Origin of the sequence: Affinundibacterium fentianense (genome assembly GCF_018139545.1) — a bacterium.
Classification (GTDB): domain Bacteria; phylum Pseudomonadota; class Gammaproteobacteria; order Burkholderiales; family Burkholderiaceae_D; genus Undibacterium; species Undibacterium fentianense.
On sequence record NZ_JAGSPJ010000001.1, the window covers coordinates 162,131 to 175,912 of the forward strand.

The following is a 13,782-nucleotide window of genomic DNA, read 5'->3' on the forward strand; positions in this document are numbered from 1 at the left end:
ATAAATTAGGTATCGGAAGCGAGTTCAAGTAAGGTCTGTAAATTTGGCTTCTTCCAAAACTGCCATGTGCGAGGCTTCCTACAGGACAATTCTTGCAGTCGGTGACCATCGGTTAAAATCAATTTAAGTGATGAAATTTGTCTTGTTTGTAAGGCTTGAAGAAGTATCGAGAATAAGCCTTTTTCAAGTTCTGCATAAGCCAATAACCAACTTCCCCAATCGCTATTTAATGCTGGTTCTAACAAAGAATTATCTATGAAGTACTGACGACTACCGGCATCTTTAGAGAACAATTCATTTAAACTTAGATGACGATACGGATAGTCGAGCAATTGTTTGCTCGGACTATGTATCCAAACGGAGTTGATTGTTTTCATCCCCAGACTTTCACGCTTTTGATTGATGGGATGAATATGCCACAGCATTTGAATTTCGTTTTGCAATTTTCGCCATGCACGCGCGTGCTCGCCTTGTGCCAACCAAATTTCCATGTTATGTCCTGCTGCCGCATCAAGGCTTGCGGTGCGCAGATCATACCAAGTGTCAGCACGCAGAAACCATGTTTTGGCATCACCATAAATCAATTCGTGTCCCAATTCAGCGCAGATCTCTTGTGCAGCTAAAAATAAGTCTTTCGCCTCAATATCGCTTATTTCCAATCGACGTTGATCTGTCATAACGAGATGATCACGCGCAATATGAATGTGAACAGGGCTCAGACTGAACCAGTATCCTTCAGTTGTAAGAATGCCGAAATCTCGCATGCGTTGATGGCTAAAAGGTGGGCTGCTATCTATTTGAATTTGCCCAGAGTCATAGGCTGTTTTGTGACCCCAGTATTCATGGGGTAAATAGCGTGCGAACTCATCAAATTGCCGTCTTGGGGATTGATCTGCGTAAATAAGTAAAGTCGACAGAGAAGGCATCGTCATTTGCTTGATCAATGCTTTCGCTAGCGATGCAGGAGGAATACTGAAAGGTAAAATGATTTCTAATTGGCTCATGTCCGTGATTGTATGGCAAACTACGCGTTCTTGAAGTAGGCGCGGAGAATTTTCTTATGATAAATCTGCTCTTGTCGCTTTTGGAAAGTGTCACTGCACCTGGATACTTAATCAAGGTTACTGAACTGAAGCTCTCAAACTGTGCTGAAGAGAATCGTTGATTGGTATGTTTGATAGATTTAAATGATGTGGAATTAATGAGGATTGCGAATTTTGTGAAAAATCTTTCTTTTGAGTGGCTAGTTGGGTTTCGCTACACACGTGCCGGTCGACGTAGTAGTCGCAATAGCTTTATTTCTTTTATCTCGCTGATTTCAATGGCAGGTATCGCGTTGGGCGTTGCGGCACTAATCATCGTTCTTTCGGTCATGAATGGATTCCAAAAAGAAGTGCGCGATAGAATGTTATCCGTGTTGCCGCATATCGAAGTTTTTGACGCAAGCGGTGTTATTCCTGATTGGGTGGCAACTGCTAAGGAGGTACAAAAACATCCCGCGGTTCTCGGTGCTGCACCTTATGTGGACGCACAGAGCATGATCGTGAACGATGGTGTGATGCGAGGAACTTTGTTGCGCGGAATCTTGCCCGAAGAGGAGCCCAAAGTTTCGATTGTGGCGACGAAAGTCAAAGCGGGGAAGCTGACTGATCTAAAAGCGGGGGCATTTAATATTATCTTAGGCGTTGACCTGGCGCGCGCAATGCATGTAGGTATAGGCGACAAAGTTACATTGGCAGCGCCAGAGGGCCAATTAACGCCAGCGGGTACGATTCCTCGTCTCAAAGCGTTTACTGTGGTGGCTGTATTTGAAGCCGGTCATTATGAGTTTGATTCAGGAATGGCCTTCATACATCTGCAGGACGCGGAGAAATTTTTCCGACAAGACGCACCCACTGGTGTGCGTCTTCGTATTAGAGACATGCTGCAAGCACCGAAAGTCGCTTTTGAGCTCAGCCGTTCTCTAGGCGGCAGCCTGATTGCACGTGATTGGTCACAGCAAAACAGTAATTATTTTGCTGCAGTGAAAACAGAAAAGACCATGATGTTCATCATTTTGACTTTGATCATCGCAGTTGCTGCATTCAACTTGGTCTCGACTTTAGTGATGACCGTTACTGAAAAGCAAGCTGATATTGCAATTCTGCGCACCCTTGGTGCCTCCCCAATGTCGATAATGAAAATCTTTATGATCCAAGGTGGTCTGGTCGGTTTGTTTGGTACGGGGCTTGGCGTGCTTTCGGGGATCGTTGTGGCACTCAATATTGACGTGATCGTTCCCTTTATCGAAAGCGTGTTGGGTATTCAATTTTTAGCGAAGGAAGTGTATGTAATCAGTACACTTCCTTCGGATTTGCATTGGTCGGATGTGTGGACGATCGGCGGAATCGCGGTAGTCTTGGCATTCCTCGCGACCATTTATCCTAGTTGGCGTGCTGCACGCGTAAAACCTGCGGAGGCACTACGTTATGAGTAAATTTCAATCTGTTTTATCGTGCAATAATTTATCGAAAACTTTTGGTACGGGAGAGACTGCGGTTAAAGTTCTATCGAACGTCGATTGTTCGATTCATGCAGGGGAGCGTGTTGCGATCGTTGGCGCATCCGGATCGGGAAAGTCTACTTTATTACACTTGCTTGGTGGTTTAGACACGCCAACGAATGGCTCCGTTACATTGATGGGAAAGGATTTCGCAAGTCTTAACGAAACCGCGCGTGGGCATTTGCGTAATCAAAGCTTGGGTTTTGTCTACCAGTTCCATCATTTATTGCCGGAATTTACTGCTCTCGATAATGTTGCCATGCCTTTGCTCATTCGTCGTATGTCTCGTGTTGAGGCGCAAAATATTGCTCGAACAATGTTGGTAAAAGTCGGTTTGGAGCATCGTGTCACCCACGTTCCTGGAGAATTGTCTGGAGGAGAACGCCAGCGTGTGGCGTTGGCGCGCGCTTTGGTAACCAATCCATCATGTGTTTTAGCTGATGAACCAACTGGCAATCTCGATCGCGGTATCGCAGATCACGTCTTTGCTTTGATGTTGGAGCTATCGAAGACCTTAGGAACCGCTTTTGTCATAGTGACTCATGACGCTGAATTAGCGCAACGGTGTGATCGAATTTTGCGACTGACTCCGAACGGTTTGGCGACAGAGGGCTAAATGTTTGTGTTACGGCCGATCAAGCAATTTGATCAGAAACGAGTTTGTTCTCTGATTTGAATGACATTTGTCACGATCGGTATGATGAAAAGCGTGTTCCTACAAGTTTGTTGTTGAGATGAATCTAAACAATGCGAAAGATAAAAATACTGATTGCATGAACAGTGGTTTTGAATTACATTAACTACTACTGAATGCACATACAGTACTTTGAAAAGTTCAAGATGGGTATTCAAATTCACTCAATCACTCATCAAATTGTGGAGATTTTCAAATGACTAACTTAGAACAAAGTTTTGATACACGTTTTGCTGTGCAATTTTCGCCAAGCACATTTTCAATGCGCATTGGTCGGCGCGAGATCTTTGTCTGTAATGATTTTCGTAGTCGTCAGTACCATGTCAATCCTATCATTGACTGTTCGACAGGTGTGCAAGCAGGGCATTTAGAGATTTTACTGTTTCGCAAATGGTTGGTGATTTTGTCGAAGGCACGGTAAATAGAAGTGGGGTGAGGCAGGGTGATTTGCCTGTCTAGGACTTCCCTTTGAATACTTTGTTTTGATTGACACAATACATTCCAAGGTGCCCCAATGTGCGCTGTAAGTTTATACTGTAGCTTTTCTGCTTAGCGCATATTGGTGCATGCTTGTGTAGGCGATTCGACGGATCAGCTTAGACAGAGGGGTGTTACTAAAATCCCAAATCCGATAGAAGATCGTCGACACTTTCTTGATTTAGTTGGACTCCACCTACAGCGCCAGGACCCGCAAGTAAATCCTCTTTCTTTTTAGATGAAATGGCGCCATCGGGGGCTCCGCTAATCAATAGTCCTAGCAAGTCTTTCTCGGTGCGTTCCAGTAAGGTAACCACTTTTTTGATCAATTGCCCCGTTAAATCCTGAAAATCTTGCGCCATCATAATATCGGTTAAGGCTTTTTCAGTGGCCAAGCTACTAGTCTTCGTTTCATGAATAAAACTGGATGATCTTGTGATTATATCTATGAGTTGCTCTTTCGATAGAGATGTTAAGTCTTGTGTCGATAGCTCGGTCAGGAAGCCATCAGATTTTTTAGTAATATTTTGTTGAAGTGGGAGGGTGTTTTCTACTGTCGCTAGGACAATGTTTGCTGCTTTCTCAGTCAATGCAGCCACGTGATTTAAACGTTCACGAGCTGATGGAAATTCATTTGAGGCTTCGGCCAGAATTTCGTCAGCCCCTACCCAAGTCAAGGCATCGTGCAGGGCGCGTACTACATGACCAAGTCCTTTATACATTAATTCAGGATTATCTCCCTCGGACCCGTTCACTGCAGGAGGCGTTTGACTCATGGCGTAACCTTTTAGCATATGTTGATTGATGGATACTAAATGAGAACCAAGATTCATTCAATACAAAAATATTCCTTTGGGAAAAATACATCATAAGTGGCGTCTCCAGGTGGGTTCGGAATCTCTTCCGGGAGTGAACTGTATCCCCTTGATTTTCTTTATAAATCACGTGGGCTCTTGGTTCCAATTTGCGCGCGGTATAGGCGCAGCCGCGCCGTTCAATATTTAACTACAAGTCTTTAGATATCGAACAGACACTGTGATTAAATTGGACGCTATTTGTTAGATCTGAGGTATGTTTCAGGTAAAAGTAAATCTGCACGTTCGGCTTCAAACAACAAGGAAATGATCCACCAGCGGCTACCGTCATGCATCAATTGCACGCTATTGATACCGCGTTTTGTCGATTTATCTTTATCCATTTGGGTTTCGTATGTTGTAAAGACCTGGGCTAGTTCTCCCCAAATTTCAGTTTTACGTGACAATTCTTTTTCGCGAAATCCTGTTTCAACTAAGATTGGGCCAGAGTTCGCGATGTAATCGCTGACTGACAAAATCCGGAGGCCAAAATCTTTTGAGTCCTTTTTGGGACCAATTGCCATAATGCGTGCTTCAGGGATAAATAGAGAACGCATACGTGACCAATTGCGTGCTTCACCAATTCCACCAGAGATCACGTCATATAAAGCACCGATGATGCCGTCGATAGATTGTACGTCGGCAGCTCTTGCTGGTGCTGAAGCAACCATAACAGGCGTCGGTTTATGGATCACATCTTGATTTTCAGCCGCACGCGATGCGTTGGAAAACTGCATGCATATAATTGCTGTGCAAATGGCAGTGCATGCATACTTGTATTGGAACATAAGTTGGATTCCTAAGTGATAGATTGATTGGTGACGAATCCAGTCGCAGTTCAAGACAGTTCGATTGATTGATGACGGGTTGTCTGGTTGTACGATTGAATCAATGACGAGTTGTTTTAAGAAAGTTGGCACTGCGCTTGGTCAATTTAAACGTAAAGAAAGTTCAATTTAGGTTGGATGAATAGCGCATTCAATTATTTTGCCACGGCGAGTAAGTTACTTTTGCCATGGTTAAATTCTGAAAGTCGTCATTACATAAATTCGCATAATTTATATTATGTCAAATTAAGAATGGAGTCAGAGGCCGCATCACCTAAGATCGTCTATTTAACTAAAACTGTACATACTCTTAAACTAATTTTGTAAATCTTAAACTAATTTTGTACATGCCTCACACAGATCGTTCGCACATTATTCACTCAAACACTTGCATAAGACCCACAGAATTCACAATACGAAATATTTTCGGAATCTGTGAAAGTTGTGCGAAGGATCTCATTGCGAGCAAACCGGCACACTTCTCAAGCTTATGTCTTGGTGCGGAAAGCTAAAGTAAAATACTTAGCTAACTAAAACGGATATAAACAAAAAATTGCGATGAAAGTTTTTAACGTGCATGCCTACCGGTTTGGTGATCGCGAACGCCACTCATACTTGGTAGGTGTTTATTCGACTTCTGCAAAAGCGAAAATAGCTGCCAAGCATGAGGAAGCTATGCGCGGCGGAAATAAGTACAAATGCGAAATTATAGAAATCGAAATTGATGGAAACGCTAAACGTAAAACAATCATTGGACTCCCAATTCCAACCATAAGAACCTCGTGCACATCCCAAATCCAATATATCGCCATGGGAAAGCCATTTGGCACTCTCTTGCCAGTAGCGCTGTTCAAAGGAGTCGGAACTGAATCTGCGGTTTATCGCGCCATTTCAAAGCTTGTCAATCAGGGAGTGTTTATTCGAAAGACACGAGGTGTGTACGTCTTAAACTGTGCCACCAAGAAGCAAAGTTAGATGCTTACCCTCTCATTGTTAAATCCAGGTGTACTTTTGTTGTCACGTCGACGTTGACCAGACTTTCCTGTTGATTCACCGATCGCTAACTCATCCTAGTGATTGGACTCGATGGCGAACTGCTCAATCACCTGCTATTTATTCGGCAACTGATCTATAGTTGCACGAAGTAGCCCTTCCAAGGCCCCAACATTTGCTCTTAGACGTAAAATTTCTAGCTCATGGCCAATGCTCTCTCATTTTTGTCAGCAATTCCATCTGCTCCAATTTTCCGTTCTATTGTAAACTGACACGAGATCGGATTCAGCTGCACACAACCATACGATACTTAAATGCGTTTATACCCAGATTAATTTGTCGTCTCGGTACATAGAGCGCGCCTAGCATCCTCGCCATACGTGAAATAGAAATTCTGATCACCTGATGCGAATTTCATCGCTGTGACACAATCGTTTATTCCGATGCCCTTAAAATATTGGTGATAGAAAGCAATGTAGGCAACGGCTGAATCTGACCATTGTGTTGAGAACGAATTTCCAACCAATGCCCAAAATGGACGTCTCGTTAGATCGGCAACTGCCATGCGCTGAGCATGAATTCCATGACATGTGGACATGCACAGGAGCATTCCAGTACTGTTGCACTTCTGGTTTACATCGTTAAGAAGAAACTCAAGCTCTGCCCACGTAATAAAATCTCCGCTTGTTAATGCGACACCGTGCTCATTACCGTGCATACTGAAATGCAGCACTGGAACTGCACTCCCAAAATTATGGCTTGCGGTATCCAATCTGTCTGCCAAAGCTATTTTAAGCGTTTCCTTGTTAGTGACCAAACTATAAAAATACGGGATGCCAGAGACGCTCATTGCTTCGCATAATGCACGACCTTCAGTGCGACCATCAAGCAAGTCGAGCGCCGAGGGTGATTCGATTACGTATACAAATAAAGCCATCAATATTTTTCCTAGACGTTGTGACTCCGACCATTCGATATGGCACTTCCCATCATTTCCTCAAAGACTAGCAGTGCATTATTTAGAGCCTTTGCTTCCTGTTCGATAGAGGTACCGCGCGATTCAACATCCTTCAATCAGCGAATACAATTTTTTAATTGTCGAGTATGCTCTTCACCCAGTTTACCACCTCGAAGCACATGACTAATAATCTTTGCCGAAAAGTCGTATAAGCACATCGAAACAAGACTCATCTGCATTTGACTAGCTCGTAGATTGGCGATCATTTCTTCGTCTGACAAAGGTCAGTTGCGTTTCCGCGCTTCACTGAATTTTCAGAAACTGATCAATAGATATATGGTTAAGTTTATCCATCCCCTCCAAAATGTAAAACTAGATGCCTGCCCCCTTCTCGATAGATCCTGTATGTTCGATTTTTGAAGCGATTTTTATGAGAGATAGAACTCTCTTTTTACATTTTTGGGAAGCTTTTTTAGAGGGATGAACACTAATTACCTGCGCGGCCATACTCGTGTTCTTGTGCAACAGATTGGACGCGAAAGGGAGATAATAAAAATCTAAGGATTGCCCTGCAATCCAGCAACGGCACAACATTCACCAAACGCAACTAATTTTTCCAAGATTTCTTGTGTAGGACATTTTAGCGAGGTAGGATATGCCACGGCGAACTTGGCAGACTCCTTAGATTCACCTGATTCTAACAACTTAGGATTAGCGATGTAAATGTAATTTGCTTGCCCTTGATTTTCATTCATAAATCGGTATAGGCATCTGACCCGCAATGCCCGCGTTTGATCGGTAACGATATCTGAAAGCCTTGTTAACTGGAGAATATGCCAATTTGAAGTAAGTTCTTTTTTAACCAATGGAGCGCCTGCATCCAAAACAAGAATTCGTGTATTAAGGGAGATGCTATTTTTCTTTTTACCTGTCCCCACATCCAAATATGGCTCAATTCCCAGATTGTCGTAAACACCACCATCATAGAGATGCAATCTTAAATACTCTGGAGTATGCTCAACCATCGGTCCATCGTCTTGCCATTTTTCTTGTTTTCGCCATCTATACATTGACGAATCCAATGCCAAAGGGCCAAAACCAATTGGGAACGCAGCAGAAACGGCCATTGCATCGGCCAATCTAAAATCGGCGACATCAGCAGAGTAGCCGAAAACGTAATCGCCCATATTGTCCCGCTTAAACCTAAAACGCTTCCCGGTTTCTGCTGTAGTTCCATTGATTGCCCACTCAGGCGATTGAGGTAGATCTGATAAAGTCTCTGTTATTCCCCATTCTTGAACCAAGCAAGCGGCCAATAGATTTGCTCTAGAAAATATAAAACGCCAATTTCTAGTTTTTCCCAATTGCCGTAACGCTCCCCATTGCATACTTTTCTCACAAAGTGCTAACTTCAACTTTGGCAAAACGATGGATAGATACTCTTCGGAGGTCGGCCAACGCATGTTATTCATGTGAAAGACAAGACCTATCAATAAACTACCACCAGAAACTGTCGATATATGAGTTATTTGTTCCAACATATGACGATTTGCCAGTTCGCGTAATGCTCCCATGTGAAACATCATTGCACGTATTCCGCCACCCGATAGAGATAATGCTAGTGGTTGTTTAGTTATTTCTATCATCTTGCCCCCAGCGCACTAATACTTCAGGTTGGACTATGCTTTGCACTATGACCACGAGGATGAGAGTGCCATTCACCAACATAATTAACTTGATTGAGTGTTCGCTGAGATACAAGTTGGCAGGCTTCGCTTACACCAACAACACCACGAGTAAATCCCGTAGTTGTGGCGATACTATCTGGCGGGGCAGGAAACGCATCAACCAGCATAATGATCATCAAGCTAAAGTCGACATAGCCAAATAATACCCCCCCAGTTTCTCTTCCCCCAGCAGACAAACCTTGCTGCCTATATTGCCTCAGTTTAATAATCAGTCCTTCGTCATAAATCACTGTAAAGTCATCACTGTTTCGAGTGACTATTGTTGACAGCGCTATCTCTTTCATGACCACTGCACCGGTTTCCTGAGTATGCTGCCATATACGGCAAGCACCGCTGTCTCTTGCTGATAATAATTGTGTCTGCTCAGCCAAAATCGCGGCGTGTGCGAGTACACGAGAATGCGGCATAACAAATGATTTATCACGACAACCGGTGCCTGATCTGAATAAATCAGATGCCGGCGCAAGATGATCCGCTAAACAATCGCTCGATATGAGCGTTCGATAATATTGTGCCTCAATAGCATGTATCGGCAAATTACGTGCTTTATCCTCTATCATTAGTACCGTCCCCATTCCATTTGGAGTAAGGAAAAGTGAGGTGATACGTTTTGAATTGGAATCCATCCCCGCACGACGGGAAAATGGCAAACCAGCGGTCGCATCGACGATTAACTCTGCATTACTCAATGCATTTGCCAACTCAGGTGCGCGTGTCGTGCAAATGTCTTCATTAAATACTAGAAGATCGTCAGCAGATGGATTAATTGATTCTGCAAGTTGTTTAGCAACTGCCACTTTACGCATGCCGATATGTTCCGAGTAACCAGCATGACGTGCTAAATTATGCGGCCGCAGATAATCACTATCAACCAATACCCAGCGCCCCCATCCGGCGCGTGTCCAGAGTTGCAATAGCTCACTACCCAGCGCGCCAAGACCGACTAAAACGCCATCTGGACCATTTGTGGGATTACCCGACCACGCTTGTAACTCATTCTTTGTTGGCAATGATGTTACTTCCATCAATTCTAGTTGCAGCTGCTCTAGTAATTCGCGATTTGGTGAGCCACTGGTCTGACCGTTAATTTCTGTGGCGGCACCGTAATTGTTTGCATTATTTAGTTTGATCAATGCTCCAAGGTGAATCCCCAATTGTTGCTCAGAAATATCGACAAGTGCTGCGTAAAATTTCTCCATGCTCAATTCGACGCCTTGAATTTTCACACGAATTAATATGACAACGTAGTTATTATTAGGGAGGACGGCGCGACCACCTTGGAATTTATTTTTCAGCTCATTCTTTAATTTGTGGTAGAGGTTGTCTGCATCATCGCAAAGAAGGTTTGCTAGTTCGCTCAAGGTGGTGGGTTTAAAAGAAATTGGACGATGCGAAATAGTGTCTAGATCAACAATGTATATCGGAAGTGATGCGTTACGTTGAATGTCGTCAAGCTCCAATAAACGCATCACCCAATGGATGTCATTCTTTTGTGCGATGCGTACCACCGCCCAATATCGACTTGTATCACGCAATTCGTCGGTAGTTATCCCAGCTGGAACGAAAAGTTCATGACCTGTGAAAAATGGCAATTCAGGTGTTTGCTCTGCTGCATGTATTGTGCCTTCGGCCGATTGTTCAAGCCACCACTGTACTTGTTGAAGCATACGTTCGGCAGTCCAACTGGCAGCCACCGTTTGTGCATCCAAATTATTTAAACACAAGGATACGGCACAGTCTTTGGGTGATAAGTTAGTATGCAACAATCTAGGAAAATTATTTCTTAGAGCGAAAATACCAACTGCCTGATCATTATCAATTGGTATGACGAATGCAATGCGTTCTCGAGGAAAGATACCAAAGGGATTGTTGGTTGGAATACTTTGATTAATTACATTGCAAACCAGTACTTCGCCTTCGTGGATTGGGAAAAACGGTGTGTTTTTTCTGTACTTTGATGTACTCGCAGCCTTTTGCGGAAACTGCATCGTAGAAATCAATTCAAAACAAGTGTTACGCCGTAAAGCCCGCACTAAGCATCGCGTCCGCTTTAAGACCAATGCGTCAACCTCAACATCAAAAAAGTCCTCTAATGGGACAAACTCAATCATAAGTATCAGAGCCGGCTCTAGGTGCAGAGTTGCTGGTGATAATTGCAGCTGCACTAATTTTGTCAGTAGCAGTTGCAATTTTGGTGCGCTTCAATCCTCTTGAGCTGATTTCAAATTCAATGGGTTCTTGTTTTTTTTCGGTTGATTCTTCCATTGTCACTAGAAAAGCAGTGCCACCAATTTCATCCAAGGCATCTTCATAGGTTTTGCGCGCCTGGATGTGTGGCGGCTGCGTTTGCTCGTAAGCTTTATTGTTATCTGGGATTGAAAAGCTGGAGGAAACAATGTACGCACCTGGTCTCCCAAAATCTAGTAGTTCTTTTACTTTGGGGAGTGGCACAGTTTTCTTGTCGCCTTTTTGACCATTAATATTTAATGCAAGATAACTACAATGATGAGGGATATTAAATAAATCCCAGCATAAGCGCTCATCATTTTTCTCTTTTTGAGTTTTGGCTACAATCCATTCCAACGCTTCAGCCTCGGAATCTCCGCATTGAATCATATCTGTTGTTTTGCCATCCGCACTAAAGCGTACATGAAACATTAATGATTCTTCGTTTCGTTCCACAGTCGTACCATCTTCTTTATGATCTGCAAAAGGAGAATGAGTAAACAACTCCATGCCATCAGTATCCAATGAAAATTCTGGAACAAACTCACCCGCGTGAGTAAATAAATGATCCCTTGAATTTGCTGATAATTTCATCTTCTTTAGTTCTTCGGTCAGTTGTGTCGCTAATTCTTTTGGCTTGGAAAAAATACGCACACCTTTACCTTCTAATAGACGATGCCACGCTTCTTCTGCCCAAGGCGCATATTCAGGATGACTTTCATTTCGGCGATATTTCTCAAGCAACATCACTGCAGGAACCCACAGCGTTTCAATCCCTACTCTCCCTTCGCCTTGATATTTGCTTGCATGGTTTAAATAAAAAAAATCCGAAGCCCCAGCAAGATGGTCCGTATCGGCATGCGTCAAAGCGAATACCTCCACAGTATTTTTACCTGCGTCGTCCAATTCTTTTTTAAGGTGCGCTTTCAAATCAATATGCGGCGAATCAACGGCCTCACCGGTTTTTCGATGATTAAAATCAAATATCAGTCGCTTGCCATTTGCTAAGATAAATTGAGATGTGTCGCCGTTGCTAACGGGATAAAATTTGATACGATGGATTTGTTTGTCTGGCATAGAGTGTTTTTTGAATTGAATGATCTACTTATGATGGAGTCATACAAAAAACTTTCAAGAGTTCTAATCCAAACCTGTGACAATGATTTGTTTTCGATTCGTCATGTCAGGCCTTTAGATTGCTTAGATGTTTATTGCAAATGCGCTTTAGAAATGTTTTTCATTGAAGCTACTAGATGCAGCCCTTTTAGCTCAGTTGCAACTATAGATGGCACTGTATGAATATTCAAGTATTTTTTATCATCATGTTTTTGGCTCAATTTAAACTTACTCATTTTTGGATTTTGATATACCTAAATGACCTTGTAAATCGGCCATCATCGTTTTATGTGTTTCAACAATCGCTAACGATTTGACCAGTTCCAATTGTTTTTCATGGAGTTGTGACTTCAAACTTTCGGCTTGCGTAGAAATTTCTGTCAATTGACTTCTGAGTTCACCTATAGCGATATCTTTAGCGGTAGATTCGGATTCCAATAAAATGATTCGACTAGCAGTGACCTTAAGTGACTCAATATCACTAATATGCTTGCGTTCGACACCTTGCAAATCATAAATAGACTTTTGAGCCTGAGACAACTCGGCAACCAATCTGGCGCCATCCTGATTAAGTGCTGTAATTTCGTTTTGCTTGTGCACTAGGCTTTGCTGCAAGTGGCGAATTTCCCCTTGTAGCTGCTGTACTTGGTGCTCGTGGCGCCTGATATCTTGGTCGCGCTGTTCCTTTGCTGACTCACGATAATGTTCTAAAGCCTCCCGCGCATGGGTGTGCTTGGCTTCCAAAGATTGCCGGTGTCCCTCGTTTTCAAGTAGGCGTTCTTTTAGATCTATTACCTGCTGCTCTAGGGTATGGCGTGCAATGGTTTCACGTTGTAATGATTCTGCGGTTCTGGCGTGCGCTGCCACTTCACTTTGAGTTCTGGCCTCAGCTATGCTTAGTTTGTCGCTCAACGCTTCGTTGGCGGCGTTTAATGCCGCAATGGATGCGTTGAGCTGACGTTCCTTCTCTGTGCTTTGCAACTGCACTTCGCCAATTCGTTCATTTGCCTCTACCTCCAGCTGGATAGCTAGGCGCGCAACGAGATCATGTAAGGCCTCACTGATAGATGCTTTTCGATCGTCAACTCCGCCGTATTCAGCCTCTAGTTCTTTGAGATATTTATGGATTGTCGATTTAGAGCCGGTGTTACCCAATTCAACGCGAACGGCATCGACTGAGGGGTGTCGCCCCTGCGCAATCAATGCATCGCGTGCTTTTTTTACTTCGGATTTGTACAAACCAGTTCGCGCCATATTCATGCTCCATCAAATATCGTAATGTATTACGTACCATGTAATTACATACTAAATTTAATGAATATTCAAGCTTAAAGTATCTTGATTTTA

General features: G+C 43.2%; 12 protein-coding genes. 4 read left to right on the forward strand and 8 right to left on the reverse strand.

What is annotated here, in order from left to right:
• Positions 1-5: 5 nt before the first annotated feature.
• Positions 6-1,004, reverse strand: coding sequence for a hypothetical protein (locus KDM90_RS00700; RefSeq protein ID WP_212673698.1), 999 nt, complete (start codon positions 1,002-1,004; stop codon positions 6-8).
• Between the two features lie 197 nt (positions 1,005-1,201).
• Between KDM90_RS00700 and KDM90_RS00705 the strand changes: the two genes are divergently transcribed.
• The 3 genes from KDM90_RS00705 to KDM90_RS00715 all read left to right on the forward strand — a co-directional run bounded on the left by KDM90_RS00705 (position 1,202) and on the right by KDM90_RS00715 (position 3,657).
• A complete protein-coding gene (locus tag KDM90_RS00705) occupies positions 1,202-2,476 on the forward strand; it encodes a lipoprotein-releasing ABC transporter permease subunit (RefSeq protein ID WP_212673699.1) in 1,275 nt (424 codons plus the stop codon).
• A complete protein-coding gene (gene lolD, locus KDM90_RS00710) occupies positions 2,469-3,158 on the forward strand; it encodes a lipoprotein-releasing ABC transporter ATP-binding protein LolD (RefSeq protein WP_212673700.1) in 690 nt (229 codons plus the stop codon). Before KDM90_RS00705 ends, lolD begins: the two co-directional genes overlap by 8 nt.
• A 274-nt stretch (positions 3,159-3,432) precedes the next feature.
• On the forward strand, positions 3,433-3,657 hold the full coding sequence (locus KDM90_RS00715; RefSeq protein ID WP_212673701.1) for a hypothetical protein: 225 nt from the start codon (positions 3,433-3,435) through the stop codon (positions 3,655-3,657).
• A gap of 193 nt (positions 3,658-3,850) precedes the next feature.
• On the opposite strand, the gene KDM90_RS00720 is transcribed toward KDM90_RS00715, so the two are convergent.
• Complete coding sequence (locus tag KDM90_RS00720; protein ID WP_212673702.1) at positions 3,851-4,546, reverse strand: protein phosphatase CheZ; 696 nt, start codon at positions 4,544-4,546, stop codon at positions 3,851-3,853.
• A gap of 218 nt (positions 4,547-4,764) precedes the next feature.
• Entirely contained in the window at positions 4,765-5,304 is a 540-nt protein-coding gene (locus tag KDM90_RS00725; RefSeq protein ID WP_230409535.1) for a hypothetical protein, read from the reverse strand.
• A gap of 648 nt (positions 5,305-5,952) precedes the next feature.
• Here KDM90_RS00725 and KDM90_RS00730 point away from each other — a divergent pair.
• The gene (locus KDM90_RS00730) at positions 5,953-6,369 is read left to right on the forward strand and encodes a hypothetical protein (protein ID WP_212673703.1); all 417 of its coding nucleotides are present in this window, start codon (positions 5,953-5,955) and stop codon (positions 6,367-6,369) included.
• A gap of 349 nt (positions 6,370-6,718) precedes the next feature.
• Here the strand turns inward: KDM90_RS00730 and KDM90_RS00735 are convergent, their stop codons facing one another.
• From KDM90_RS00735 to KDM90_RS00755, 5 genes are all read right to left on the reverse strand, one after another.
• Entirely contained in the window at positions 6,719-7,324 is a 606-nt protein-coding gene (locus KDM90_RS00735; RefSeq protein ID WP_212673704.1) for a hypothetical protein, read from the reverse strand.
• 578 nt (positions 7,325-7,902) lie between these two features.
• On the reverse strand, positions 7,903-8,991 hold the full coding sequence (locus KDM90_RS00740; protein ID WP_212673705.1) for a patatin-like phospholipase family protein: 1,089 nt from the start codon (positions 8,989-8,991) through the stop codon (positions 7,903-7,905).
• A 23-nt stretch (positions 8,992-9,014) separates the two neighbouring features.
• Positions 9,015-11,204, reverse strand: a complete 2,190-nt coding sequence (locus KDM90_RS00745; protein ID WP_212673706.1) for a ThiF family adenylyltransferase — start codon at positions 11,202-11,204, stop codon at positions 9,015-9,017.
• A complete protein-coding gene (locus KDM90_RS00750; RefSeq protein ID WP_212673707.1) occupies positions 11,197-12,396 on the reverse strand; it encodes a hypothetical protein in 1,200 nt (399 codons plus the stop codon). The genes KDM90_RS00745 and KDM90_RS00750 overlap by 8 nt, the downstream gene beginning before the upstream one ends.
• A gap of 267 nt (positions 12,397-12,663) precedes the next feature.
• The gene (locus KDM90_RS00755) at positions 12,664-13,689 is read right to left on the reverse strand and encodes a DNA-binding protein (RefSeq protein ID WP_212673708.1); all 1,026 of its coding nucleotides are present in this window, start codon (positions 13,687-13,689) and stop codon (positions 12,664-12,666) included.
• Positions 13,690-13,782 lie beyond the last annotated feature (93 nt).